The following is a 25,480-nucleotide window of genomic DNA, read 5'->3' as shown; positions in this document are numbered from 1 at the left end:
AGGACAACAGGAAGGATCATCACGAGTGATCGAGTTCGTGCTGGACAGCCGGTCGAAGGTGAACACCTACATGCAGCTCGTGCAGCAGGTGAAACAGGCGCTGCGGGTCGGCCTGCTGACGCCGGGCGACCAACTGCCGAAGGTCCGGGATGTCGCGCAGTCACTGGCGATCAACCCGAACACGGTGCTGAAGGCGTACCGGGAGTTGGAGATCGAGGGTCTGGTCGGCGGCCGACCCGGGGTGGGCACGTTCGTCCAGCGCACCCTGGCTGGCGCGTCCCTGCCCAACCAGGCCGAGCTGCGCGACGACCTGGTCGCCTGGTTGCACCGGGCTCAGACCGCGGGCCTCACGGCCGAGGACGTCATCGCCCTGGTGGAGACCACGCTGCGGGCCACCCTGGCCGACGACGCCCCGCAGAAGGAGCCCGCCTGAGTGAGCGCAGCGAGCAAATCACCAAGCACAGGAGCGAGGGCGGCGCCGCCGCCGGGACGAGAGGACAGAGGATGGACATGGTCTTAGAGGCAGACCGGCTGGGCAAGCGGTACGGCAGCACCTGGGCGCTGCGGGACTGCTCGCTGCACCTGCCGGCCGGCCGGATCGCCGCACTGGTCGGGCCGAACGGCGCGGGCAAGAGCACGCTGCTGCACCTGGCCGTCGGGCTGCTCAAGCCCGACGCGGGCGCGGTCCGGGTGTTCGGCAGATCGCCGTACGGCGACACGGAGGGCCTGGCCGACATCGGCTTCGTCGCGCAGGACACCCCGCTGTACCGGGACTTCACCGCAGCCGAGCTGGTGATCACCGGTGGCAAGCTGAACAAGCGGTGGGACGCCGCGCTGGCCCGCACCCGGTTGGCTCAGCTCGGCATACCGCCGGATCGGCCGGTCGGCAAGCTTTCCGGCGGGCAACGGGCCCAGGTGGCGCTCGCCCTCGCGCTGGCCAAGCAGCCCCGGCTGCTGCTGCTCGACGAGCCGGTCGCCAGCCTCGACCCCCTCGCCCGACGGGAGTTCCTCCAGTCGCTGATGGGCAGCGTCGCGGAATCAGGCACCACAGTCCTGCTCTCCTCACACCTGCTGGCCGACCTGGAACGCGTCTGCGACTACCTGATCGTGCTCAACGCCTCCCAGGTGCAGCTCACCGGCGCGGTCGACGACCTGGTCGCCGAGCACCGCCAACTGGTCGGCCCCCGGCACGACGGCGGCGTTGTCGGGGGCGTCGCCGCCGTGGTCCGGGCCAGCCACACCGACCGGCAGTCCACCCTGCTGGTCCGCACCGACGGGCCAGTCACCGATCCCGCCTGGACGGTGCGCGAGGTCAGCCTGGAGGACGTCGTCCTGGCCTACCTGGCCGATGGCAACACGCAGACCAAGCACAGCGAGTGGGGGGTGCCGGCATGATCTGGCTGACCTGGCGGCAACACCGCAAGCAAGCGTTCTACACCCTGCTGGGGTTCGTGGTGCTCGCCGCCGTGCTGGTGCCGATCGGCCTGTCGATGCGGAGCACCTTCGCCGACCTCGGGCTGGCGGACTGCGCCCGTCAACTGAGCGGCACGAACGTGACCGACGCGGACCGGCAGGCCTGCGACGCGGGCTTCCACCGCTTCACCAACCAGTACGGCAGCCTGAACCTGGTGGCCGTCCTGCTGATCACCCTGCCGGTGCTGGTCGGCCTGTTCTGGGGCGCCCCGCTGGTCGCCCGCGAGGTGGAGCAGGGCACACACCGCTTCGTCTGGACCCAGGGTGTCGGCCGGAACCGGTGGGCCCTGGTGAAGTTCGGACTGGTTGGCGCGTCCGTGCTGGTCCTCGCGATCGGCTATGGGCTGGGCATGTCGTGGTGGGTCGACCCGCTCACCCAGGCCGCATTCGAGGGCCGGCTGGGCATGATCGTCTTCGACCTGCAGGGCATCGTCCCGATCGGTTACACCCTCTTCGCCGTGGCGCTCGGCATCTTTGCCGGCACGGTGTGGAAGCGGATGCTGCCCGCCATGGGCATCACCCTCGCCGGGTTCATCGGTGTCCGAGCGGCGGTGGAGATCCTGGCTCGGCCGCACTACCAGCCGGCCCGCACCCAGACCTTCCCGATCGAGGGGGAAGGGCCACCGGAGATCAACCGGGGGGACTGGATCCTCACCCAGGGCGTCCGGAACCCCGACGGGACGATGATCGCGGAGGACACCCGGATCCAGTGCCCGCCAGGCGGCAAGGGGCCGGACGGTCGGGCCTGCGGGGCGGAACTCGGCATCGAGCCGGGCGCGTACAACTGGCAGCTTTACCAGCCGGCGGACCGGTTCTGGCTGTTCCAGGGGATCGAGACGGGCATCTTCGTCGCCCTGGCCCTGCTGTTGCTCTACCTAGCGGTGCGTCGGGTCCGTCGGATCGCCTAGCTGGGCGACGGGTGCTCGTCGGGGAGCGGGGGCCTCGGCGATCACCCGTCAGCGCAGACCCTCGACGGTCAGCGACAGCCAGGACGCGAGGTCGTGCAGCTCGTCGTGCACGGCCCGGGTCACCTCCGGGGTGAAGGGCACGTCCTCGTGGATGGCGTGCACGGTGAGCGTGCCGCGCCGGCGCTCGGCCGTGGCGTCCACCTTTCCGACCAGCCGGTCGCCGTGCAGGATCGGCAACGCGAAGTAGCCCCACCGTCGACTCGCCTTGGGCTTGTACATCTCCAGCACGTACTCGTACTCGAAGAGGTCAGCGAGGCGGACCCGGTCGTGCACCAGCCGGTCGAACGGCGACAACAGCGCCGTACGCCCGGTGAAGGGCTGCCCGAGCGCGACCGGGTCCACCCGCCACTCCCCCGCGATGCCCTCGATCACCGCTGGCTCGCCGGCGTCGCCGACCTCGGCCGGCTCGCCGGGAACGACCACCGCCTTCTCTCGAGCGATGCCCAGCGCCCGCAGCCGTCGCTCGTTGCGGAGCCTGCGCGCCTGCTCCAGCTCGACGACGGGGACGCCGGCCGGGTAGACCCGCTCGGCCACGTCCCAGAGCCGCTGTCGGCCCTGTCGGCCGGCGATCGCGACCTCGCCCCGCAGGACCAGGAACTCCAGCATCTGGGTGACGTTGCGGTTGTTGGTCCAGCCGGACGACGGCCAGGGCACGGCGCTCGTGTCCGGGATGTCGCGGGAGAGCAGCGGACCGGAACGGCCGAGCAGGTCGAGCACGTCTCGCCGGAACGAGTCGTTGGCGCGCAGCCACTCGCGGTGGCGCTCATGACCCGGCGACGCCGCCATCGCCGCGAGGAAGAGCCCCAGATCGGCCATCGGTCGCACCATCGCCTGGTGCTCGAAGAGCGTCCGGTCCCGTTCGAGGGCCTCCCGCATCTGCGTGGGCTGGTACGACGAGCCGAGCCGGCTCCAGCAGACGAGGTCGGCGCTGGGCGCGACGGCGGCGGTCGGGTCGATCTGCACCAGCGTCAGCTGACGCACCACCGTGAGCAGGCCGGCGGGTCGGGGGTCGGCGAGCAACTGGGCGCGGACGGCGATTCGTCGTGCCTGCACGCGATCGAGTTGGTGGGGAACCACGCCGCCGAGCCTAACGGCGACGACCGACATCACGCGTCAGCCACCTGTCGGCGGGGACGGCATCCGCGGTGGCCGGCTCGCCGCCCGGCTCGCCGCTGGTGACCTGGACGCCGCGCCGCCGCCGGGGGCGGACACCGACGGCAGCGGCGGCTACGCGGGCTCGGCGGTCCTGACCTGGCCCGCGACGCCGACGTTGAGCGGGTCGGCCAGGAGTTTGTCAAAGGCCAACTCGGCGGCGCCGATCAGGACGGCGTCGCGGCCGAGTGCCGCCGCGCGCAGCCGCAGATGCTCGCGGGAGGCTGGCAGTGGCATGGTGTCCAACCGCTTCCGGACGACGTCCGCTCCGGCGGTGAAGATGTCGCGAAGCGATCCACCGAACACCACGGCGTCCGGGTTGACCACGTTGACCAGGTTGGCCACGCCGAAGCCCAGCCAGTCGGCGACCCGCTCGACCGCCTCCCGGGCGGTCGGGTCACCGTCGGCCGCCGCGCGCAGCACCTCGGCGACCGCCGGGCGGTCGCCGGGATCCCGGCCCGCGTGCCGCAGCAACGCGGCTTCGCCGATCTCGGTCTCCCAGCAGCCACGCGAGCCGCAGCCGCAGGGCAGGCCATTCGGGTTGACGACCATGTGGCCGACCTTGCCGCTGTGGCCCCGGTGGCCGATCATCAGTCGGCCACCCACGATGATGCCCGCGCTGATGCCGACGTCGCCGTGCAGGTAGATGACGTCGTCGATGCCCACCGCCACGCCTCGGACGTGCTCGGCCAGACCGGCGATGTCGGCGAGGTCACCGGCCACGAAGCCGGGGCCGGCGCTGAACTCCGCCTCGAGCGCGGTGCCGAGCGTCTCGTCGACGCTGGCGATGCGAATCCTGCCGTCCGGGTCACGGGTGGTGTCGGTGACCGCGACTGCGCCGCCGACCAGCAGCGCGTCCGCGGCCACGGACCGTTCCATGTCCCGAACCAGGTCGGCGAGCGGCCCGACGGCGTCACCCGCCGCCATGCCACTGGGTCGGGCGACCTCACGCAGGTCGAGGATGCGCCCACCGAGACCGACCCGGGCGGCACGCAGCCGGTCCGCGTCGATGCTCAGAGCGTGTGCGTAGACCCGGTCGGAGCGGGGACTGACCACCAGGGACGGGCGACCGGCGCGGCGCGCGGTGGTCGGTGCCTCCTCGGTGACCAGGCCGCTGGCGACCAGCTCGGCCGCGAGAGCGCCAATGGTGCTGCGGTTGAGGCCGAGTCGGCTGGTCAGCTCGGCCCTGGACGTCGGCCCGTTCAGGTGGACGTAGCGCAGTACGGCGCCGAGGTTCTGCCGCCGGATCTCCTCCTGGCTGGCACCGGGGACCGCCGGCAGCGGGGATTCGGTGTTGCGGCCGACGCCGGCTGGCCTGGACCGGAGGGGTGTCGCCACGGTCAGACCTCCTTCCGGGTCGGGTGGTGCGGGGGTGCCAGGACGACGATGGGTCCCGGTAGAGGAGACCCGGGACCCATCGGCGTTGTTGCCTACCGTGCGGTGATTACTTGGTGAGCGGCGCGAGCTTCGGGTCGTTCGCGTACGCCTCAACCACGTTCGCCTTGGTGACGGCGACCGGCGGGAGGAGGAACGTGTCGACGACCTTGCTGCCGTTGTTGTAGGACTTGGTGTCGTTCACCTGCGGGGCGTTACCGGCCTGGAGAGCCTTGACCATGTTGATGGTCTCCTTCACCAGGTTGCGGGTGTCCTTGTTGATCGTCATGTACTGCTCGCCAGCAACGATCGACTTGACCGACTCGACCTCGGAGTCCTGACCGGTGACGACCGGGGTCGGCTTGCCAGCGCCCTTGACCGAGGTCAGGATCGCGCGGGCCAGCGTGTCGTTCGGGGAGAGGACGCCGTCCAGCTCCTTGCTGCCGTAGGTCGAGGTCAGCAGCTGGTCCATGCGGGCCTGCGCACCCTCGGCCTTCCAGCCCTGGATGGCGGTCTGCTTGACCTCCTTCTGACCCGAGGCCACGACCACGTTGCCCTTGTCGATCTCCGGCTTGAGCACGCTCATCGCGCCGTCGAAGAAGACACCGGCGTTGTTGTCGTCCGGCGAACCGGAGAACAGCTCGATGTTGTACGGGCCGTTCGGCTTCTTGGCCTTCATGCCGTCCAGCAGGGCCTGGCCCTGGAGCTGGCCGACCTTGAAGTTGTCGAAGGCGACGTAGTAGTCGAGGTCCGGGGTGTTGGTGATCAGCCGGTCGTAGGCGATGACCTTCACGCCGGCCGCGTGGGCGGCCGCGACCTGGGTCGACAGCTGCGCGGCGTCGGTCGCGCCGATCACGATGACCTTGGCGCCCTTGGTCACCATGGAGGTGATCTGGGCCTGCTGGTCGGCGACGGTGGTCGACGCGCCGGCGTACTGCACGTTGCCCTCGAAGCCGGCCTCCTTGAGGCCGTTGGTGAACAGCTCGCCGGCGAGGACCCAGTTCTCCGAGGTCTTGGCCGGGAGGGCCACGCCGATCAGCGAGTTCGCCGCGAAGCCCTTGGCGGCCTCGCCCTTGGTGTCGGAGTCGCCGTCACGGCCGGAGCCGCAACCTGCGAGGGCCAGCATGGCGGCGGCGCTGATGGCGACCACCGACGTGCCGAAGAATTTACGCATGGTGAGGACTTGCCTTTCTGGAAATTAAAACGGGGTGGAGAGGTCGGTGACCGTCAGCCGGACACCGCTGCCTTGGCGGGCTCGCGCTCCGCGTCCGGCGGTGGGACGGGTGAGGCGGGTACGGCGGAGTCGTCGCGGCGGAACGGCCGCATCAGACTTCCGATGATGGAGAACCGCCCCTGGCTCTTGTTGTAGACGTCGATCGCGACGGCCAGCAGCAGGACGAGGCCCTTGATGATCTGGACCTTGTCGGTGCCCACGCCCTGGAGCTGGAGGCCGTTGTTGAGCACGGCCATGACGAGACCACCGACGATCGAGCCGCTGATGGTGCCGATACCACCGGCGACGGCCGCGCCACCGATGAAGACCGCGGCGATGGCGTCCAGTTCCCAGCCGTTGCCGTCTTGCGGTCCGGAGGCCGCCGAACGGGCCACGAAGATCATGCCGGCCAGCGCGGCCAGGACGGACATGTTCATCATGACGAAGAAGTTGACCCGCTTGAGCTTCACGCCGGACAGCTCAGCCGCCCGGGAGTTGCCGCCCACCGCGTAGATGTGCCGGCCGCCGGCCGTGTTGCGGGTGTAGAAGGAGTACGCGATGACCAGAACGAGCAGGATGATGCCGGAGATCGGGAAGCTGGTGCCGACGCGACCGCTGGCGAAGCGCAGCGAGGCGAAGGCGATGACCCCGACCATGATGGCCATCCGCAGGATCGAGACCCACATTGGCGCCGGGTCGGCGTCCATCGCCCGACGGGTGTTGCGGGCCCGGATCTCGCGCCACACCACCGCCACCGCCGCGATCAGACCGAGCAGCAGCGTGGCGTTGTTGTAGCCGGTGTTCGGACCGAACTCGGGCAGGAACCCCGAACCGATCTCCCGGAAGCCCTCCGGCACCGGAATGCTCTGCGCGTTACCGATGAATTGGTTGCCACCGCGGAACAGCAGCATGCCGGCCAGGGTGACGATGAACGCCGGCACCCCGATGTAGGCCACCCAGAACCCCTGCCAGGCGCCGATCACCGCGCCGATGGCGAGGCCGAACACGATGGCAGCGGGCCAGGGCAGATTCCACTCGTTCATCGACTTGGCGACCAGGATGCCCGCGAAGGCGGCGATCGAGCCGACCGACAGGTCGATGTGCCCGGCGACGATCACCATGAGCATGCCGATGGCCAGGATCAGGATGTACGAGTTCTGCTGGAACAGCGCGATCAGGTTGTCCGACCGCAGGGTCAGTCCATCGGTCCAGATCTGGAAGATCAGGACGATCGCCACCAGGGTGAAGATCATCCCGAACTGGCGAGCGTTGGAGGTGGTGCCTCCGAACAGGTTCTTCTGAAGGTCCTTCAATCGGCTCATCGTGTCAGCATCTTCTTCGTCGAGGTCATCTGCTTCATGAGGTTTTCCGGGGTGGCGTCCGCCCGGGCGATCTCGCCCGTGATGGCGCCTTCGAACACGGTGTAGATGCGGTCGCAGAGCCCGATCAGCTCAGGCAACTCCGAGGAGATGACGACGACGCCCTTCCCCTGATCGGCGAGCCGCTGGATGATGCCGTAGATCTCGTACTTGGCACCCACGTCGATGCCGCGCGTCGGCTCGTCGAGGATCAGCAGGTCCGGGTCGGTGAACATCCACTTCGCCAGGACGACCTTCTGCTGGTTGCCGCCGGAGAGCTTCGAGACGCTCTCGTCGACCGTCGGGGCCTTGGTCCGCAACTCCTTGCGGTACGCCTCAGCCGCCTGGTACTCCTCGACCTGGTTCAGGACGCCGTGGTGCGAGATCTTGGACAGCTTGGCGGCCACCGTCGACGACTTGATGTCGTCGAGCAGGTTGAGGCCGATCGCCTTGCGGTCCTCGCTGACGTACGCGAGCCCGTTGTCGATCGCGTCGGCGACCGACTTCAGGACGATCTCCTTGCCGTCCTTGATGATCGTGCCCGACTCGTACACCCCGTAGGAACGGCCGAAGATACTCATGGCCAGCTCCGTACGACCCGCGCCCATCAGGCCGGCGAAGCCGACGATCTCGCCGCGGCGTACCACGAAGCTCTCGTTCTTGCAGACCTGCCGGTCTGCGGAGATCGGGTGTCGGACGTTCCAGTTGCGGACCTCGAAGAAGACGTCACCGATCTTCGGGGTGTGGTCCGGGAACCGACTGTGCAGCTCACGGCCGACCATCCCGCGCACGATCCGGTCCTCGTCGACCCCGTCCGCCTTGACGTCGAGGGTCTCCACGGTCCGGCCGTCGCGCAGGATCGTGATCTGGTCGGCGATCGCCTCGATCTCGTTGAGCTTGTGCGAGATCATGATCGAGGTGATGCCGCGGGAGCGGAAACCGCGCAGCAGGTCCAACAGGTGCCGGGAGTCGGCCTCGTTGAGAGCTGCGGTCGGCTCGTCCAGGATGAGCAGCTTCACGTCCTTGGCGAACGCCTTGGCGATCTCCACGAGCTGCTGCTTGCCGACCCCGATGTCCTTGATCAGGGTGTCCGGGTCCTCCTCCAGACCGACCCGGGCCATCAGGTCCAGCGCCATCCGGTTCGCGGCCTTCCAGTCGATCGCGCCCCGCTTGCGCGGTTCGTTGCCGAGGAAGATGTTCTCGGCGATCGACATACCTGGAATGAGCGCGAGCTCCTGGTGGATGATCACGATTCCGGCGTTCTCGCTCGCCCGGATGTCGGAGAACTTGCTCTCCGACCCCTGGTAGACGATCTGGCCGTCGTAGGTGCCGTGTGGGTAGACCCCGCTGAGCACCTTCATCAGCGTGGACTTGCCCGCACCATTCTCGCCACAGATGGCATGGATCTCGCCGGCGCGAACCACCAGGTTGACGTCGGAGAGGGCCTTGACTCCGGGGAACTCCTTGGTGATGGAGCGCATCTCAAGGAGGATGGGCACGTCGCTCATCGCTCGTACCACCTCGCCAACGTCATCGGTTGCCTCCGGAAGGTTGAACCTTCACTTGGTTTTGTTGTTGACGGCAACGTATTGCGGCCGTGGGGCCATCCGCAAGGCGAGGGACTGTTGAAAATGTAACAATCCGGCAATATCGACGTTGCACAGTGTTCGCCTGTCACAGCTGCCCCCGCAGCCCCTCCCGGGACCTTAACCCGCCCCTGACAACGTTGTCGAACGGCGCCACGACGGCGATCAACTCCGGGTCGCGGCCGACCGGCCTCCCACCAGGCAGGATCCGCCTCGGGCCGGACGAACACGCGCTCGCCCCGTCCTCGTCGTCATCGAGAATTCTTGATCGGAAACCCGCTCCTGTTCCGAACCCAGGACGCCACCTCGGACCTCGACCGGCGGTGTGACCCACGCCTCTGCCAGAGGGACGGATCGACCAGGATCATCTGCCGGCATCAGACGCCCGACGACGGATCACTGCCTCGTCGTCCCATAAGTGCAGATCGCGGGCCCGCGCACCGCGACGCGGACGCCGCCACCGGTCAGTTCGGGTGCAACACCGCCTTGATCAACCCGTTCTCCCGACGGTCGAAGCCGCGGTACAGCTCCGGTGCGTCGGCGAGGGTGCCGTGGTGCGTCACGACCACGCTGGGCCGGGCACGACCCGCGACGACCAGGTCGCGCAGCAGCACGGTGTAGCGGCGGTCGTGGGTACGGCCGAACCGGACCGCGACACCCTTGCTGAACAGCGTCCCCCACGGTGCGACCAGGTCCTCGCGGCTGTCCGCGCCGGGGCCGGGGTGCGGGTCCCGGTCCGGATACACGCCCGCGACCCCGATCGCGCCGGTGGGGTTGACCAGCCGGGCCGCGTCGGAGATGACCTGGCCCGGGCACTCCTGGTCGGGGCGCTCCCGGTCCCGGGCCTGGAACCCGACCGCGTCGATGACCTTGTCGACCCCGCCCAACTTCTCCTCGCCGAGCGGCAGCCCGGCCCGAGCCCGGTCGGCGCGGATCTGCTCGACCGGGTCGCCACGACGGAAGTCGATCGGCACAGCCCCCACCTCGCCCGCCTTGTCGAGCCGGGCGTCGACGCCGTCGACGCAGTAGACGACCCGGGCACCTCGCAGCAGCGCCGAGTAGGCGCCGAGCAGGCCGATGGTGCCCGCGCCGAACACGGCCACCGTGTCACCGGGCCCGACGCCGGCGAGTGTTGCGGCGGCATGCCACCCCGTGACGAACGCGTCGGCGAGCAGCACGAAGTCGTCCTCGTACGCGTCCCCCGGCTCACCGGGCACGGGTACGCAGTTGGCGTCGGCCCACGGCACGCGCAGCAGGTCCGCCTGAGCACCCCGATAGGGGCCCATTCCGGCATAGCCGTACGCCGCGCCCGGCCCTTCGACCCGGGCCCGGAGACAGGCCGCCGAGAGCCCTCGCGCGCACATCACACAGGTCCCGCAGAACAGGTGCGTGGGGATCACCACCCGGGTGCCCGGACGGACGGTCTGCACAGCGCAGCCGACCTCCTGCACCACACCCAGCGGTTCGTGGCCGAGCACGAGCCCGGGTTCGGCGCTGGTCCGTCCGTCGTACATGTGCAGGTCGGTGCCGCACAGCGCGGTGGAGGTGATCCGGACGAGTGCGTCGCTGTCCGCCTCCAGGCTCGCGTCGGGCACCTCCCGCACCGCGACGGTCCGGACGTCCGCGTATACGACCGCTCGCATCCCGGCTCTCCTGTTCGGCGACGAAAGAGGCGGTCTTCCCCCGACTGGGCCGTTCATGCCCCGGCGGGCCCAACTCGGGACGGTGCTATCTTAGGGACCCTAAGTTGATTCCTAGTGGAACAAAGGTTGGGTATGCCACGGCAGGGTCTGACCAGCGCACGCGTCTCGGCCGCCGCAGCCGAGTTGGCTGACTCGGTCGGTCTGTCGCGGTTGACCGTCGCGGCCGTGGCGCGGCACTTCGGCGTCTCGGACGCCGCCCTGTACGTGCACGTCCGCAGTCGCGACGCGCTCATCGAGCACGTCGCGGTCCGGGCTGCGGCCACGTTCGCCGATGATCTGGCGATCGCCGTGGCTGGTCGCGCCGGCCACCGGGCTCTCGTCGGTTTCGCCGACGCCTGGCGCGCGTTCGCCGTCGCGCACCCCGGGCAGTACGCCGCGACGCAACTCCAGCTACCGCCCGAGGTCGGCAGGAATTCGGCGGGGCACCTACGCATGATCGAGCTGAGCTACGCGATGCTGCGCGGGTACGGGCTCGACGAGCCGGCCCTGACCGACGCGATGCGATTCGTCCGCAGCACCTTTCACGGCTTCGCGAGTCTCGAAAACATCGACGGTTTCGGGCATCCCCGCGCTGTCGACGCGTCGTGGCACGCGATCCTCGACGCGATGCACACCACTCTGACCAACTGGCCGACCGGAAAACGGGAGCAGAAGTGAGCAACCACGATCAGCACGTCGAGTCCGCCGACGGGACCCACCTGGTGGTTCGGCGCCTGGGTGCCGGCGACCCCGTCGTCCTCGTGCACGGGTCGGGCGGTGGGCTGCATTCCTGGGCCACCGTCGCGGAGCACCTCGCCAACGACCATGAGGTGTGGATGCCGGCCCGGCGCGGATACGGTCCCAGCGACGTCCCGGCCGGCCAGAAGTCCTTCAAGGACGAGACCGCCGACCTCATCGCCGTCATCGAGGCGGCACGCCAACCCTCGGGCAGGACGGTCCATCTCGTCGGCGCGTCCTACGGAGCGACCCTCGCGTTGCACACCACCCTGGCCGATTCCCGCGACATCCGTTCGCTGGCCGTCTTCGAGCCCCCGCTCTTCGCGGCCGGAGCGGAGATCGCACCTCTGCTCGGCCGCTACCGGGACGCCTTCGAGCGCGACGACGCCGAGGCGATGGCAGCGGCGCTGAACGACGTGACACGGGTTCCGGCGGAGATTGTCGCCGCATTCGCCGCCGCGGCGGGCGACCGGACGCCCGACCCGGTCGAGGCGCGGCGTTCGGCGATCGGCTGGTTGCACGATCTCGAGGCGCTCGCCGGGGACAGCACGGACATCACCCGGTGGTCCTCGATCACCGTGCCGACCCTTCTGCTGGCCGGTGCCGACACGTGGGAGCCGATGCCGACGACGATGAACACCCTCGCGAGGACGATTCGGGCGGCGCGTTACGTCGTCTGGCCGGGCCAGTCGCACTTCGTGACCATGACGGCGCCTGCCCTGGTCGCCGATGCTCTGCGGCAGTTCTTCGCCGAGGTCTCGGGCTAGCCGACCTGGGCCACCGGCGCCGGGCGGTGCTTGATCTCCTCCATGAACCGGAAGCGGGCGGTGAGCTCGGCGAGCGTCAGACCGGCCCGCCAGGCCGAGGCCACCTGGGCGACCTGCACCAGGTCCATGACGTCGCCCCGGGCGAGGACCTCTCCCGCGACCCGAATGTCGATCATGAAGTATCGGGCCTGCGAACCCAGGCCCACGCAGACCACACCCTGGTCGGAGTGCAGCTCAGCGCAGGTGAACCGGGCGCGCCCCTGCTCGGGAGCGGTGACCTGGCCGAGATCGAGCCCCTGGCTGGCAGCGGTTTCGATGAGCGCGGGGGCCAGACCACCCCGCTCGACCAGATCCGGGTAGAGGCGCACACCCAGCGCCGTCGACGCGTCGCTCATGACTGACTCCCACTTCCTTGTGACAGAGACCAGCAGCGCGCAAGTTACGGGAAGGTTTCCTGCACGCCTCGTCATCCTGTCCCGCGTGGACGCCCCACGGCAATAGGAAGGGTCGATTCGACCGCTATCGAGTAACGCGCGGCCCGCGACGGCGGGGGCACCGAACGCCCCCGACGGCAGGGTGCCGTCCATCCGCCTCCGACGGCAGGGTGCCGTCCGTCCGCCTCCGACGGCAGGGTGCCGTCCATCTTGGGGGATGGATCGCCGGCGGACATCAGGCGGTAACGGACGGTCGTCGCATTGGAAACACTCTTGACAGAAAGACATGATATCGACATGCTTAACTGTAGAGAGCGCTCTCTAACTCCGGTACGCAGCCTCCGCCACCCCCTTCGCCGAGGAGCCTCCCGTGTTCACAGCCCGCCCCAGCCTCCGCTTTCGCCCTCTCGTACTCATGGCGGTCGCCCTCGTCGCCACCACCGCGGCTCTCGTCGTCCCGGTGCAGCCCGACCCCGCCAAGGCCGCCATCGGCCCGATCACCTGGCAGGACGAGTTCAACTCGCCGGCCGGCACGCCCGTCGACCAGAACAAATGGCGGTTCGACATTGGCGGCAGCGGATGGGGCAACAACGAGCGGCAGTACTACACGAACAGCACCAGCAACGCCGTCCACGACGGCCAGGGCAACCTCGTCATCACCGCCCGCCGGGACAACCCCGCCAACTACCAGTGCCACTACGGGCGCTGCGAGTACACGTCGGCGCGGCTGCTGACGGCGGCCACCTTCACCCAGACGTACGGCCGATTCGAGGCCAACATCAAAATTCCGCGCGGTCAGGGCATCTGGCCGGCGTTCTGGATGCTCGGCACCGGCGGCGGATGGCCCGACGCGGGCGAGATCGACGTCATGGAGAACATCGGCCGGGAGCCCAACACCGTGTACGGGACCGTGCACGGGCCCGGCTACTCCGGGGGCGGCGGCATCACCGGCAGCCGCACTCTCGGCGGGCCGCTCGCGGACGGCTTCCATACCTACCGGGTGGACTGGGAGCCGAACGCGATCACCTGGTACCTCGACGGGGTGCAGTACCACCGGGTCGATCCCGCGCGACTCGGCGGCAACCGCTGGGTGTTCGACCACCCCTTCTTCATGATTCTCAACGTGGCGGTCGGCGGCAACTGGCCCGGCTACCCGGACGGCTCCACGCAGTTCCCGCAGCAGATGCTCGTCAACTACGTCCGGGTGTCCAGCTACACCTCCGGTGGTGGCGGCGACCCGGCCCCCGGCACCAGCCGGATCAGGGGTGCGCAGAGCGGTCGCTGCATCGACATCCCCAGCGCCAACCCGGTGGAGGGCGCCAAGCTGCAGATCTGGGACTGCAACACCACCGCCGCCCAGGCCTGGACCTTCGCCTCCGACGGAACGGTTCGCGCGATGGGCAAGTGCATGGATCCCGCCTGGGCCGGCACCGCGAACGGCACCGAGGTCAACCTGGTCAGCTGCAACGGCAATACGGCGCAGCGCTTCACCCTCAACAGTTCCGGTGATCTGGTCAATCTCAACGCCAACAAGTGCGTGGACGTACGGGAGGCCAACCCCAACAACGGCGGCAAGCTACACCTGTGGGACTGCGTGGGTGCCGCCAACCAGAAGTGGTCCCGCGTCTGACGGTGCCGGCACGAGCGAGGGGGCCGCCCGACAGCAACTTCGGGCGGTCCCCTCCTCTGCGGGTTCCGTCGCGAGCCGGGATTCCGCCGATGGTGCGGGAGGCAGCTTCATGACCGCTATGTTCTGATTTATCCAAGTCAGGCATCTCCGGGAGTGAGCTCATGTCGCACCATCTCGACACCCCCCTCGCCGCCCAGGGCGGTCAGCTCTACATCGACGATCTGTTCGTCTTCAACGGCGATCGGGCCACGGTGTTCGTCATGGACGTCAACAGCTCGGTGACGAAGGCCGACATCAAGCGTGGTTTCCGCGCCGAGGCGCGCTACGAGATCAAGATTCACTTCAACGGGGCGGAGACGGAAGGGCTGACCTACCGATTCGCCTTCGGCGAGCCGAGCGGCGACGGCCGGCAGACCCTCCAGGTGTACGAGCTCACCGGAGCCGATGCCAGCGACGACGCCGCGATGGGCACTCCCATCGCCGAGGGGCACACCGGCGAGGTGTCGACCGGCGGCAACGTCCGGATCTGGGCCGGACGGATCGCCGACCCGTTCTTCGTCGATCTCGACGAACTCGCTACCATCAACGGCGCGGTCAAGAACGGTTCGACGGTGGACCGCTCAGCCTGGCGAGTCGACCAGGCCAAGAACAGCTTCGCCGGTACGACCGTCGAGTCGATCGTCCTCGAGGTCTCCCACGACGAGCCGCTGCTGCGCGACGGCACCGAGATCGGCGTCTGGTGCCGCACGATGCTGGCCACCGACGCCGGCGGGTGGCGCCAGATCAACCGGGCAGGCCACCCCATGATGTGGCCGATCTTCTGGCCCCACGACACCGACTTCTCCGACCCCGCCAATTTCCGGCACCCCAGCAAGGACCTCACCGAGGGCGGCGAGGAGATCGCCACCGCCGTCGCAGGCGTCGTCGCCGCCAACGGCACCGCCCCCGACCCCCAGGCGTACGGCTGGAGCGTCGCCCGGCAGCTCTACCCCGATCTGCTGTCCTACCGGGTCGGCACGGCCGCGAACTACGGCTTCGCGATCCGCAACGGCCGCACCATGGCCGACAACGTGCCCGAGGTGATGTTCTCCCTGGTCCTCAACATGGGCACCACATCCGGCCTCACCGCGGACGTCACGAAGGCCGCCCGTGCCGCGAGCTTCCCGTACGTGGTGCCAGCCTGACGAACCACCTACGCCGGCCGCCCCGCAACGAGGGCTCCTACGGTCACGGCCGTCACCAGCGCTGCGATGCTGCTCAGACGCCGCCGGCTCCGATACGACATGCACACTCCCAGCTTTCACTCCAGTCCCGATCTGGACTATATCCCCACAAAACACCCATATTTCTCGTACGGGTATAAAGCGGTTCGACGTCTGATCGGGTTAAAAGCGAACCGACCTCCCCGGTCACGCTGGGGAGGTCGGTTCGCTAAGCCTGGAAGCTGTCAGCCCTCGATGTCGCGGGGGTCGCGGCTACGCGGGTAGGTGTTCTTCTCCCCGATCGCGCCGTCCTGCTTCTTGACCACATGCTCGACGCCACGGTCGGCCGCCATCTCCCGGCCCTGGGCCTGCGCGTCGGCCTTCACGTCATGCGTGCTGCTGGCCCGCTCGCCGCCCTCCGCCTTGTTCTTCCACTGCCCGTCCTCGTGGTACGTGTCGACGTCGCCCTTGACCATGGCTGGCTCCTCCCTGCGTCTGAGCTGTCCCCCGAATCAGTGCCCCGAGCCGTGCCGGGCAAACCGCGATCCTCAGGAGACAGCCGGGCAGTTGTTGCTCACCCGCCGGAGGATCTGTTCGCGTTCGTCGGTGGTGATGCCCGACGGCGTACCGTCGAAGCGGGTCTCGACCTTGTCCCAACCTCGGCGCTGCTCGTAGTGCAGATGCGGCGCGCCGGAGTTGCCGGTGCTGCCGAGCCGCCCGATCTGGTCACCCTGGGCGACCTTCTGCCCGACCGTGACCAGGGGCGGTTCGAGCATGTGCAGGTACTGCGTCTCCCACTTGCCGCCGTGATCGATCTTCACCCAGTAACCGCCGCCACGCCCCCGGGCACCCTCCGGGTTCTCCGGGGTGCGGCTACCCAGCGACCCGTTGATGCCCGCCACGGTGACCGTGCCGGCGTACGACGCGAGCACCGGCCGCCCCCACGCCTCGCCCTCGGTCGGAAAGAAATCGACGTCATAGTCGTCGTGACCGGGGTAGGTGCTGAGCTGCCACGTCTCGCCACAGGAGACCGGCATCTGGAAGAGCGGGCGCGGCCCGGCCGGTCGCAGCATCGGCACCGCGACCACCGCGATGCCCAGGACGGCTGCCACCGCGACGAGCGCGAGGAGGACCCGGATGCCACGCCTTCGAGGGCGGCGGTGGGAACGGGCTCTGGTCGGGCGGCCGGTCGTCACCGGGCCGAGCATGGCAGATGCCGGCAACGGCTCGTCTCGGGGTCGCGCGTCGGCCGGGTGACATTGCAGTCGTATCGCGAACGCGCTACGGTGGGATGCAATACAGACGTATTGCAACCGAAGGCAGGCCCCGATGCACGTGATCGCGTTGTCCGAGGCGACCGCCGACATGGTCGACCTGGTCGGCGGCAAGGCCGCCGGGCTGGGCGAGTTGATCCGACGGGGCGAACGGGTCCCCGAGGGCTTCTGCGTCACCGCCGAGGCGCACCGACTCGGCGTCATCCCGACGGCCGAGGTCGTCGACGCGTACGAGCGGCTCGGCGCGGGCCCGGTGGCAGTGCGCTCCAGCGCCACCGCGGAGGACCTGCCGGACGCGAGCTTCGCCGGGCAGCAGGACACCGTTCTCAACGTCACGGGCACCGAAGCGCTGATCGCCGCGATCGAGAAGTGCTGGGAGTCGCTGCACACCGACCGCGCGACCGCCTACCGAGACGCTCGTCAGATCGATCACCAGACGGTGCGGATGGCGGTCGTCGTGCAGCGCATGATCACGCCCACGGTGGCGGGGGTGCTGTTCACCGCGAACCCGCTGACCGGCCGCCGCGACGAGATGGCGGTCGACGCCGCACCGGGTCTCGGAACGACCGTGGTGGACGGCGCGGCGACCGTGGACCACTACGTCCTCGACGGCGTCGAGCGGGACGACACGGGATGCCTGACGTCCGCGCACCTGGCCGACCTGCGCGAAACGGGTGAACGGTTGCAGGCGCACTTCGGCTGCCCACAGGACGTGGAGTGGGCGATCGACGCCGACGGCGTCCGGTGGCTTCTGCAGTCGCGGCCGATCACCAGCCTGTTCCCCGTCCCACCGGATACCGGAAAGCCCCTCCCCCGGGTCTACCTGGAGTTCGGTCACGTTCAGGGCATGCTGCAACCGGTCACCCCGATGGGCATGTCGACCCTGCGGACGCAGATCGCCGCGATGCTCGCCGCGCTCGGCGTCCGGGTCGAGATCGTCGACATCGGCGGTCGCCTCTACGGCGATCTGACCGACCTGGCCCGAGACCCGTCGGCCCGCAAGCGACTGGTGAAGCTCCTGGCGGTCGACTTCGGTCCGCGCGCCCAGACGGTGATGCAGCACGTGCTGGCGGATCCCCGGTTCGCCCCGACCCGCGGCGGCACGCGGCGCGGTGGGGCGCAGGGGGCCGCGTCGCTGCGGACCGCCGGCCGCGCGGTGGTGGGGATCCTGCGGGCTCTGGCCCGTCCCGAGGCCGCCCGGATCCGGATGTTCGAGGCGATCGAGCAGATGAGAGTACGGTCGGTCGCCCCCGCCGACCTGCGGACCGCGGCCGATCGACTGCGCTTCGTGCAGGCGCAGGACGGCGACGACAGCGCCGACGCGATCATGTGGCCGATCGTCGCGGGGATGCTCGCCGCCGCGCTGCCCACCTCGTTGCTCAAGGGGCTCGCCACCCCGGACGAGATCCACACCGTGCTGGGCGGGATGCCGCACAACGTGACCATCGACATGGACCTGGCGCTCTGGCGACTCGCCCAGGGCGCGGACGACCACCGCCAGCTCCTGCTCGACAACCCGCCGGCCGAGTTGGCCGCGCGCTATCTGCGCGGAACGCTGCCCGACATCGGCATGGCGGCCTTCCTGGACGTCTACGGTCATCGGGGCGTCGCCGAAGTCGATCTCGGCGTGCCGCGCTGGGCGGAAGATCCCACCCCGGTCTTCGCCGCGGTCGCCAACTACCTGCGGGTCACCGATCCGCAGCAGGGCCCCGACCAGCGCTTCCAGCGGGCCGCCATCGCCGCGGAGGCGGCGCTGGCGGAGGTGGTCACGCGATCCCGCCGTCGGCGGCCGGTGCGGGGCACGGTGGCCGGGTTCCTGCTGCGCCGGGCGCGGTCGCTGGCCGGCCTGCGCGAAGCCGGCAAGTTCGCCGGGTTGTACCCGCTGCGCGAGACGCGCCGGCAACTGCTGCTCATCGGCGCCGACCTGCATGACGCGGGTCTGCTGGACCAGCCCGACGACATCATGTTCCTGACCCTCGACGAGGTGCACTCCGCCGTACACCAGGGTGTTGATCCTCGCGGGACGGTCACCTCCCGCCGGGAGGTGCACTGGCGGGAGTTGCGACGCCGCACGGTGCCGGTGGCGCTGCTCTCCGACGGCACGGACGTCGAGACGGTCCTGCCCCCGGCGCCCACCGGCGACGGGACGCTCACCGGCGTGGGTGCGTCGGCGGGCCGGGTGACCGGCCCCGCGCGGGTCGTGCACGACCCGGCCACCGCCCACGTCGAGCCCGGTGACGTCCTGGTCACCGCGACCACCGACCCCGGTTGGACCCCACTGTTCCTCACCGCCGCGGCGCTGGTGACCGAGACCGGCGCGATCATGGCGCACGGCCCGACGGTCGCTCGCGAGTACGGAATTCCCGCCGTCATCTGCGTGCCGGACGCCACCCGGACGATCTCCACGGGGCAGCTCGTCACCGTCGACGGCGGCACCGGAACCATCACCGTCCACTGACTCTCCGCCCACCTACCGACGAGGACGACCATGACCGACACGAAGGCATCGACCAGGGTGCGGGTGGGACCGCTGTTGCGCCGCGCGGCCGAGGCCGAGGCCGCGACGTGGCGCAGCCTCTACATCTGGGCGCTGCGCAGGCCACCGGCGCTGGCTCCGGGCGACGAACCGTTCGGCTACCTCGGTGTGGTCAAGCCGATCCTCGGCATCTTCATCGGTCTGTCGGTCGTGGAGATCCCGATCTTCGACGTCGTCGTCACCCACGTGGTGCCGTGGCGACCCGCCCGCTGGATCGTGCTCGGTCTCGGCATCTGGGGTCTGCTCTGGATGATCGGGCTCTTCGCCAGCATGACGATCCATCCACACGTCGTGGGTGACCGTGGGCTGCGCGTACGCCTCAGCTCGGGCATCGACATCTGGATCCCGTGGACCGACGTCGAAGCGCTGCGCAAGCGATACCGCTCGCTGCCGTCGAGCAAGTCGGTGCAGGTCGAGCAGGAGGGTGACCGTCGGGTGGTGTCCATCGCGGTCGGCAGCCAGACCAGCATCGACGTCCTGTTGCGCCGACCGTTGACCTTCGACCTGTCGAAGACCGGGTCCACGCCGATGGACGAGCTGCGGCTGTACGCCGACGACCCGGACGGCCTCCTGCGCAGCGCTCGCGGCACCCCCGTGAGCACCACCGTCAGCCGGTAACCACCGCCGCTGGCGGCCTGTCCGGGTCACCCACTGTGAAACGATCGAGGTCATGCCCAAGAAGGTCGATCACCAGGAGCGACGCACCCTCATCGCGGACGCGTTGATGCGGGTCGCCGCGGATCAGGGCCTGGAGGCCGTCAGCCTCCGCCATGTGGCTGCCGAGGCCGGTGTGTCCGCCGGAATGGTCCAGCACTACTTCCGCACCAAGGACGAGATGATGGCGTTCGCGTTGAGCGTGGTGCGGGAACGCAGCCAGATCAGGGTCACCGAGGCGATCGCAGGGCTGGGCGTGGATCCGCCGCCCCGGCTCCTGCTGCGCACGATGATCGCCGCACTGTTGCCCCTGGACGAGGGGACCCGTGACGACGGGCGCGTGGCGCTCGCGTTCCTCGCCTACACGGCGGTACGTCCGGCCGCCGCGCCCAGTCTCCGCGAGGGCACCCGGCAGTTCGCCGGGTTCATCGCCGGGATCCTGCCCGACGGCCACGGTGCCGCCGCCGCAGCCGGCCTGCTGGCGCTGATGGAAGGGCTCGGCGTCTACCTGCTGGGCGGGCAGTACACCGCCGAGCAGGCGCTGGACGCGCTGGACGCCCACCTCGACCTCCTCTTCGGCTGATCCGGTCGCAGCTGCGCGTCGGCACCCGGACGCGGGCCGACTGACCACGTCGTACCGCCAGCGGATCGACGGGGATTGTGCGGCTCCGGCTCGCCGTGGCAGTCTGCGGATCGTCGATCCTCAGAAGGGGCGGTGGCACATGTTGAGTGTCCAGGGGGTGTCGGTCGGCTACGGCGACGCGCCGGCCGTCCTCAGGGAGATCTCGGTCATGGTCCGCCCGGGTCGGTTGCTGGCGTTGACCGGGTCGTCGGGGGCCGGCAAGACCACCCTGCTCAACGCGATGGCGGGGCTGTTGCGGCCACAGCAGGGCACAGTGACCGTCGACGGGCAGCCGCTCCGCGATCGTGATCACGCGGTGGAGCAGCGGATCGTGCTCATCCCACAGGACAATGGCCTGGCCCCGATCCTCACCGCGGCCGAGAACCTGCAGGTGGCACTCGTGGCCGACGGTGTGACACCACCCGAAGCCCTCCGGCAGACCGCCGCGACACTGGATCAGCTGGGTCTCTCCGACCAGGCCGATCAGCTTGTCGAGGAGCTGTCCGGTGGCCAGCAGCAGCGTACGGCCGTCGCCCGTGGCCTGGCCCTGCGCGGCGGTGTGCTGCTGGCCGACGAGGTGACCAGCGAGTTGGACGCGGGCAATCGGCAGCGGGTGCTGGACCTGCTGCGCGACGAGGCGCGGCGGGGCACGGCCGTCGTGTTCGCCACCCACGACCCGGAGGTGGCCGCCGCCTGTGAAGCGGAGCTGCACCTCGTCGAGGGGCGGGCGGAGATCGTGCGCGACTGACCGGAACGCCGTAACGGACAGGTTTCAGTCCAACCGCACGGGACAGTGCACCACGTGCCGTATCGATAACATCCGGTCAATGCTGACCGTCATCTGGGGAGCACTTGCGGCACGTCGGGCCCAAGCCCTGGCGGTGCTCCTGCTCGCGGTGCTCGCCAGTGCCGCCGCGGCGGCCGCACCGAGCTACGTCGCCGCGGCCGGGCAGGCCCTGGCCAGCTATGAGCTGTCGAAAGCATCGCCGAACGAGCTTCGGGTGCGGCTCGCCGACTCCGTCGAATTTCCCGGGATGCCCGGAGACCCCACCCGGACCCTGTTCGCCGGCAAGGTCAAGCGACTGGCGCCGGCCGGGTTCGACGTCGTCCTGGGCGCCCAGAGCGGTGGCGTCGCCGCCGGCCGGGCCGGGACGGTGACCTCGAATCTGACTTTCCGAGCGGGGGTGTGCGAGCGGGTCGCGGTGGCCGGTGCCTGTCCCCGGGCCACCTCGCGAGGTCAGGTCCCCGAGGTCATGGTCAGCACGCACACCGCCGCGCGGCTGGGTGTCGTCGTCGGGGATCAGTTCACGTTCGCCGCGGTGCCGGTGCGGGTGGCCGGCGTCTATCGACCGCTGGACGTGACCGATCCGTTCTGGCTGGGTCAGGAGTACATTCGGCCACCCGCCGCGGGCTCGGCCATTACGTCGACCGCGGGCAGCGCCGAGGACGCGATCTTCACCGCCGAGGCCGCGCCCCTCGTCGACGAGCAGGTCATCGTGTACCGGTCGACGGCCGACCTCTACGTCACCGAGAAGTTGTTGGACAGCCGATCCGTGCAGGAGCTGCGGGCCGCGGTCACCCTGGTGGAGCGCGACGGGAACCGCGAGGGTTTCGGTGCCGGCACCACCCTGCCCAGCCTGCTTGATCGCGTCACCGCGCAACGCGGGCAACTGGCCGATGGCGTGACGCTGGGTGCCGGGCTGCTCGTCCTGCTCTGCTGGCTGGTGCTCTTCGTCGCGGTCAGTTCCGCGGCAGACCAGCGGCGACCGGAGCAGGGTCTGCTCCTGCTCCGCGGAGTGCAACGCCGACGACTGTGGGCGCTGGCGATCGGCGAACACGCCGTACCCGCGTTGGTCGCGATCCCCCTCGGCTGCCTGGGCGGCCTCGCCGCCGCCACACTGCTCGCCGCACACACCCTCCCGGCCCACGCCGACGTCACACTGGACGCCAGCGTGGTCGGCTTCGCCGCCATCGGCGCCGCCGGCGCGCTCGCCGCAGTGCTCCTGGCCCAGGCACGGATGCTGTCCGCACCGGTCGTCGACCTACTGCGTCGAGTGCCGGCACGGGTGCGGGGGTGGCGGGCAACCATCGGTGACGTCGTCGCGGTGTCCATCGCCGCGGCTGCCGTGGTGCAGTTACGCTCCGGCGGATCACCCAGCGGCCTGGCCCTGGTGGCACCGGTCGCCGGGGCGCTCGCCGCAGCAGTGCTGCTGGCACGGGTCGCGATGATCACCGGCGCGGCGGTCGGCGCGGCACTGCTGGCGCGCGGCCGAACGGCGGCCGGCCTCGCCCTGGTGCAGGTGGCCCGACAACCACGCTTCCGACCCCTCATCGCGCTGCTCACCGTGGTTGTCGCCATGCTCGCCTTCACCGTCGCGACGAGCGAGGTCGCCTCGGCCGCCTACAGCGATCGGGCAACAGTCGAGGTGGGTGCGCCACGCGTGGTCGAGGTCGACGCGACGTCCCGTTCGCACCTGTTGACGGCCGTGCGGGCGGCTGATCCGGAGGGTCGGTTCGCGATGGCCGCGGTGGTGACGGGCTCGGCTTTCGCGGCGGGCACGCCGTTGCTGGCCGTGGACTCCGACCGGCTCGCGACGGTAGCCGCACCGCATCCGTCCTACGGCGCGTCCCTGGCAGACATCGCGCGAAAGATCCACCCGACGGCACCCGGGGAACCGGTGCACCTACGCGGGCGACTGCTCACCGTGGTCATCTCCGCCGACTTCGACGCTGAGGTTTTCGGCGGCAATCGGGTCCGCCTCGCGGTCACGGTCTCCAGCGCCAACGGCACCCGGGTGGTCGCCGCACGCGACGACATCATGCCAGGCCGCAAGGATTACGTCCTCCAGGTGCCCGAGTGCGCGCAGGAATGCCGGCTGGTCAAAGTCGAGATCGTCGCTCCCGTGGTCTCCCGGCAGTTGGAGGTCCACTTCGAGGAGTTGCGCACCGGCGACGACGACGGCGGCCGGGAAACGGTGGTGCTGACCGGCGCGCAGTTCGCCGATCTGAAGCGGTGGCGGTTGTCCAGCCCGGACGACGACACCTTTGTCACGGCCACGAGTGGAAAGGACGCGGCCCTGGTCATCGAGGTGATGGAAAACCGGCGTGCGACGCCGGCCGGCGTCAGTGTCGTCGACGCGCCGTTCCCGCTACCCGCTTACCTGACCCGGTCGACGGGGACGCCGCTCGGCGGGGCCCATCCGTACGACGGCGTCGACGGGACACCCACCACGGCGGTGGTCGGTGGCGTGGCTGACCGTCTGCCGCGGCTCGGTGGCTCCGGTCTGGTCGTCGACCTGGAGTACGCGGACCGGCTCGCCGTCGCCAGCCAGAACGGCAACGAGGAGGTCTGGTTGGCGCCGCGGGCTCCCGCCGACGTCCTCGACCGGCTTCGCGCTCAGGGTCTGGTCGTGAAGAGTGACCGGACGGTCACCCACGTGCGCCAGGCCTTCGATCGACAGGCTCCGGCGTTGGCGCTGCGCTTCAACGTGTTCGCCGGGCTGGCCGGGGTGCTGATCGGGGCGGCCGGCCTGATCGCGATGGCGGCGGCCGAGCAGCGCAACCGGGTGGCCATGTTGGTGGCGCTTCGTCGGCAGGGGCTGCCACCACGCGCCGTCCGTGGCGGCTACGGGTGGCCGGTAGCGGTCGCCGCCGTGTCGGGCGCTCTCGTCACCCTGGTGATCTGGCTTCTCACCCGAAGTGGGCAGCGCGTGTTCAGTGACGGCCGCTCACCGGTTCCGTTGCCCGAGTGGCCGGACGTCGGCCGTCTGCTGTTGTTCACGGTGCCCACAGTCGCGCTGTTCGCCCTCACCGCCGTGGTGCTCGGCCGGACCGTCGCCGCCTCGATACGCCGCCGGAGCGGCCGATGACCACCTCGCCGGCGGCTGCGGGTGTGGCCGTGACCTGCCACCGGCTGATCCACATCTACCCCACCGGCACCGGTGACGTGGTCGCTCTCTCCGGCGTGGACCTGCAGATCTCTCCCGGCGAGATGCTGGCGCTGGTCGGTCCGTCCGGCTCTGGCAAGTCCACGCTGGTGGCGATCCTCGGCGGGCTCATGCAGCCCTCCGCCGGGCGCGTGTATGTGGGCGACCACGAGCTGTCCCGACTTTCTGCCAAGGGCCTGGCCGCCCTCCGCGGGGCCACGGTCGGCACGGTGTTGCAGGGCGCCGAACGCAACCTGCTGCCGTACGTGTCGCTGTCGCGCAACGTCTGGTTGGCACAGCGACCCGCGGCCCGCATCGCCGGGCGCCGGCTCGATCCGCCGGAGGCGATCCTGGACCTCGTCGGTCTCGGCGGTGCCGGCGCGCGGCGGGTGGGCGACCTGACCCCGGGGCAGCGTCAGCGGGCCGCCCTGGCGCAGGGGCTCGCCGCTGGGCCGGGGCTGCTCCTGGTCGACGAGCCGACCAGCCAGCTCGACGCGTCCGGTCGGGACGAGGTGCTCGCGGCGTTGGCCACCGTCAACGCGGAGCGGGGCACCACCGTGGTCGTGGTGACCCACGACGGCGAGGTGGGTGCCCGGCTGGGCCGAGCCGTCACCATCCGGGACGGCCGGGTCGGGGCCGAGGGGCGTGACGGGCGTGACTTCGCCGTGGTGGCCGGGGACGGCACGATCCAGTTGCCGCCGGAAACGTTGGCGGCCTTCCCGGCCGGGACGATGTTCGAGGTCGACCACACCGACGAGTCGGTCACCCTGCGCGCCGTGACGAGCCCGTCGTCGTCCGGGGACGAGGCGGCGGCGAGGGAGATCGGCCGCACCGGTTGAGCGACCGGGTCGCGGGCCACGTCCCATGCTCGGAACGCGGCCCGGCACCCGG

General features: G+C 70.0%; 22 protein-coding genes. 13 read left to right on the top strand and 9 right to left on the bottom strand.

All coding sequences use genetic code 11. The annotated features are described in order from the left end of the window. Window positions 1–25: 25 nt before the first annotated feature. The 3 genes from JOD64_RS23730 (at window position 26) to JOD64_RS23720 (ending at window position 2,381) form a co-directional block, all read left to right on the top strand. Complete coding sequence (locus JOD64_RS23730; protein ID WP_204944225.1) at window positions 26–433, top strand: GntR family transcriptional regulator; 408 nt, start codon at window positions 26–28, stop codon at window positions 431–433. Between the two features lie 71 nt (window positions 434–504). After that, complete coding sequence (locus tag JOD64_RS23725; protein WP_204944224.1) at window positions 505–1,395, top strand: ABC transporter ATP-binding protein; 891 nt, start codon at window positions 505–507, stop codon at window positions 1,393–1,395. Next, entirely contained in the window at window positions 1,392–2,381 is a 990-nt protein-coding gene (locus JOD64_RS23720) for an ABC transporter permease (protein WP_204944223.1), read from the top strand. Before JOD64_RS23725 ends, JOD64_RS23720 begins: the two co-directional genes overlap by 4 nt. 48 nt (window positions 2,382–2,429) lie before the next feature. Here the strand turns inward: JOD64_RS23720 and JOD64_RS23715 are convergent, their stop codons facing one another. From JOD64_RS23715 to JOD64_RS23690, 6 genes are all read right to left on the bottom strand, one after another. Then, window positions 2,430–3,518, bottom strand: a complete 1,089-nt coding sequence (locus JOD64_RS23715; RefSeq protein ID WP_204944222.1) for a DNA glycosylase AlkZ-like family protein — start codon at window positions 3,516–3,518, stop codon at window positions 2,430–2,432. A 150-nt stretch (window positions 3,519–3,668) separates the two neighbouring features. Next, window positions 3,669–4,931, bottom strand: coding sequence for an ROK family transcriptional regulator (locus tag JOD64_RS23710; RefSeq protein ID WP_307813594.1), 1,263 nt, complete (start codon window positions 4,929–4,931; stop codon window positions 3,669–3,671). A gap of 106 nt (window positions 4,932–5,037) precedes the next feature. After that, window positions 5,038–6,141: a substrate-binding domain-containing protein gene (locus JOD64_RS23705; protein ID WP_204944221.1), complete on the bottom strand. Its 1,104-nt coding sequence runs from the start codon at window positions 6,139–6,141 to the stop codon at window positions 5,038–5,040. A gap of 53 nt (window positions 6,142–6,194) precedes the next feature. Then, window positions 6,195–7,502 carry a multiple monosaccharide ABC transporter permease gene (gene mmsB, locus JOD64_RS23700; protein WP_204944220.1) on the bottom strand — a complete coding sequence of 436 codons (1,308 nt, stop codon included), beginning with the start codon at window positions 7,500–7,502 and terminating at the stop codon, window positions 6,195–6,197. Beyond that, window positions 7,499–9,046 carry a multiple monosaccharide ABC transporter ATP-binding protein gene (gene mmsA / locus JOD64_RS23695; protein ID WP_204944219.1) on the bottom strand — a complete coding sequence of 516 codons (1,548 nt, stop codon included), beginning with the start codon at window positions 9,044–9,046 and terminating at the stop codon, window positions 7,499–7,501. Before mmsA ends, mmsB begins: the two co-directional genes overlap by 4 nt. 542 nt (window positions 9,047–9,588) lie before the next feature. After that, window positions 9,589–10,767 carry a glutathione-independent formaldehyde dehydrogenase gene (locus tag JOD64_RS23690; RefSeq protein ID WP_204944218.1) on the bottom strand — a complete coding sequence of 393 codons (1,179 nt, stop codon included), beginning with the start codon at window positions 10,765–10,767 and terminating at the stop codon, window positions 9,589–9,591. 132 nt (window positions 10,768–10,899) lie between these two features. On the opposite strand from JOD64_RS23690, the gene JOD64_RS23685 reads away from it, so the two are divergent. Further along, entirely contained in the window at window positions 10,900–11,484 is a 585-nt protein-coding gene (locus JOD64_RS23685; RefSeq protein WP_204944217.1) for a TetR/AcrR family transcriptional regulator, read from the top strand. Continuing rightward, window positions 11,481–12,311: an alpha/beta fold hydrolase gene (locus JOD64_RS23680; protein WP_204944216.1), complete on the top strand. Its 831-nt coding sequence runs from the start codon at window positions 11,481–11,483 to the stop codon at window positions 12,309–12,311. Before JOD64_RS23685 ends, JOD64_RS23680 begins: the two co-directional genes overlap by 4 nt. Here JOD64_RS23680 and JOD64_RS23675 read toward each other — a convergent pair. Then, a complete protein-coding gene (locus JOD64_RS23675) occupies window positions 12,308–12,706 on the bottom strand; it encodes a hypothetical protein (RefSeq protein WP_204944215.1) in 399 nt (132 codons plus the stop codon). The genes JOD64_RS23680 and JOD64_RS23675 overlap by 4 nt on opposite strands. Before the next feature lie 409 nt (window positions 12,707–13,115). Here JOD64_RS23675 and JOD64_RS23670 point away from each other — a divergent pair, with 409 nt between their 5' ends. Both JOD64_RS23670 and JOD64_RS23665 read left to right on the top strand, forming a co-directional pair. After that, on the top strand, window positions 13,116–14,375 hold the full coding sequence (locus tag JOD64_RS23670; RefSeq protein ID WP_307813592.1) for a family 16 glycosylhydrolase: 1,260 nt from the start codon (window positions 13,116–13,118) through the stop codon (window positions 14,373–14,375). 161 nt (window positions 14,376–14,536) lie between these two features. After that, on the top strand, window positions 14,537–15,559 hold the full coding sequence (locus JOD64_RS23665; RefSeq protein WP_204944214.1) for a DUF4331 family protein: 1,023 nt from the start codon (window positions 14,537–14,539) through the stop codon (window positions 15,557–15,559). A gap of 263 nt (window positions 15,560–15,822) precedes the next feature. Here the strand turns inward: JOD64_RS23665 and JOD64_RS23660 are convergent, their stop codons facing one another. Continuing rightward, on the bottom strand, window positions 15,823–16,053 hold the full coding sequence (locus JOD64_RS23660) for a DUF2188 domain-containing protein (protein ID WP_204944213.1): 231 nt from the start codon (window positions 16,051–16,053) through the stop codon (window positions 15,823–15,825). A gap of 72 nt (window positions 16,054–16,125) precedes the next feature. Beyond that, on the bottom strand, window positions 16,126–16,785 hold the full coding sequence (locus JOD64_RS23655) for a M23 family metallopeptidase (RefSeq protein ID WP_204946210.1): 660 nt from the start codon (window positions 16,783–16,785) through the stop codon (window positions 16,126–16,128). A gap of 121 nt (window positions 16,786–16,906) precedes the next feature. Between JOD64_RS23655 and JOD64_RS23650 the strand changes: the two genes are divergently transcribed. The 6 genes from JOD64_RS23650 to JOD64_RS23625 all read left to right on the top strand — a co-directional run bounded on the left by JOD64_RS23650 (window position 16,907) and on the right by JOD64_RS23625 (window position 25,428). Next, window positions 16,907–19,309, top strand: a complete 2,403-nt coding sequence (locus JOD64_RS23650) for a PEP/pyruvate-binding domain-containing protein (RefSeq protein ID WP_204944212.1) — start codon at window positions 16,907–16,909, stop codon at window positions 19,307–19,309. Window positions 19,310–19,339: 30 nt separating this feature from the next. Then, window positions 19,340–20,005: a hypothetical protein gene (locus JOD64_RS23645; RefSeq protein WP_204944211.1), complete on the top strand. Its 666-nt coding sequence runs from the start codon at window positions 19,340–19,342 to the stop codon at window positions 20,003–20,005. Window positions 20,006–20,057: 52 nt separating this feature from the next. Next, window positions 20,058–20,624 (top strand): TetR/AcrR family transcriptional regulator, encoded by a 567-nt coding sequence (locus JOD64_RS23640; RefSeq protein ID WP_204944210.1) that lies wholly within the window; start codon window positions 20,058–20,060, stop codon window positions 20,622–20,624. 139 nt (window positions 20,625–20,763) lie between these two features. Beyond that, window positions 20,764–21,411 carry an ABC transporter ATP-binding protein gene (locus tag JOD64_RS23635; protein ID WP_204944209.1) on the top strand — a complete coding sequence of 216 codons (648 nt, stop codon included), beginning with the start codon at window positions 20,764–20,766 and terminating at the stop codon, window positions 21,409–21,411. 79 nt (window positions 21,412–21,490) lie between these two features. Next, window positions 21,491–24,532: an FtsX-like permease family protein gene (locus JOD64_RS23630; RefSeq protein WP_204944208.1), complete on the top strand. Its 3,042-nt coding sequence runs from the start codon at window positions 21,491–21,493 to the stop codon at window positions 24,530–24,532. Then, complete coding sequence (locus tag JOD64_RS23625) at window positions 24,529–25,428, top strand: ABC transporter ATP-binding protein (RefSeq protein WP_204944207.1); 900 nt, start codon at window positions 24,529–24,531, stop codon at window positions 25,426–25,428. Before JOD64_RS23630 ends, JOD64_RS23625 begins: the two co-directional genes overlap by 4 nt. Window positions 25,429–25,480: the final 52 nt, after the last annotated feature.

The sequence above is a fragment of the Micromonospora luteifusca genome, from assembly GCF_016907275.1.
GTDB classification, from domain to species: Bacteria; Actinomycetota; Actinomycetes; order Mycobacteriales; family Micromonosporaceae; genus Micromonospora; species Micromonospora luteifusca.
This window is presented reverse-complemented; position numbering and strand designations above follow the sequence as displayed.